Here is a 651-nt window from a genome sequence, read left to right on the forward strand (position 1 = left end):
CCCGCGCCGTTCCTCACCCCCGAGCAGAACGCCGAGCTGTACCGCGCCTCCAAGGCCATCCTGCGCGAAGCCGGCTACGTCGGCGCCGGCACCTGCGAATTCCTGGTCTCCCAGGACGGACTGATCTCCTTCCTCGAGGTCAACACCCGCCTGCAGGTCGAACACCCCGTCTCCGAAGAGGTCACCGGCCTCGACCTGGTCCGCGAGATGTTCCGCATCGCCGACGGCGAACCCCTCGGCTACGACGACCCGGAGATCCGCGGCCACTCCCTCGAGTTCCGCATCAACGGCGAAGACCCGGGCCGCGGCTTCCTGCCCGCCCCCGGCACCGTCACGCTGTTCGCCCCGCCGTCCGGCCCCGGCGTCCGGCTGGACGCCGGCGTCGAGTCCGGCTCGGTGATCGGCCCCGCCTGGGACTCCCTGCTCGCCAAACTCATCGTCACCGGCGCCACCCGCAAGCAGGCCCTGCAGCGCGCCAAGCGCGCCCTGGAAGAGTTCAAGGTCGAAGGCATGGCCACCGCCATCCCCTTCCACCAGACCGTCGTCCGAGGAGCCCGAGGGCCGCGAGACCGTGGTCGTCGAGGTCGGCGGCAAACGCATCGAGGTCTCCCTGCCCTCCTCCCTCGGCGCCGCCACCGCCCCCGCCACCGG

The 651-nt window shown here is 71.9% G+C and carries 1 pseudogene; it reads left to right on the top strand.

Features of this window, described 5'->3' with window-relative positions:
* A pseudogene (locus OO48_RS34770) lies at window positions 1-651 on the top strand (ATP-binding protein); the annotation flags it as partial.

Source organism: Kitasatospora phosalacinea (assembly GCF_000716545.1).
Taxonomy (GTDB): domain Bacteria; phylum Actinomycetota; class Actinomycetes; order Streptomycetales; family Streptomycetaceae; genus Kitasatospora; species Kitasatospora phosalacinea.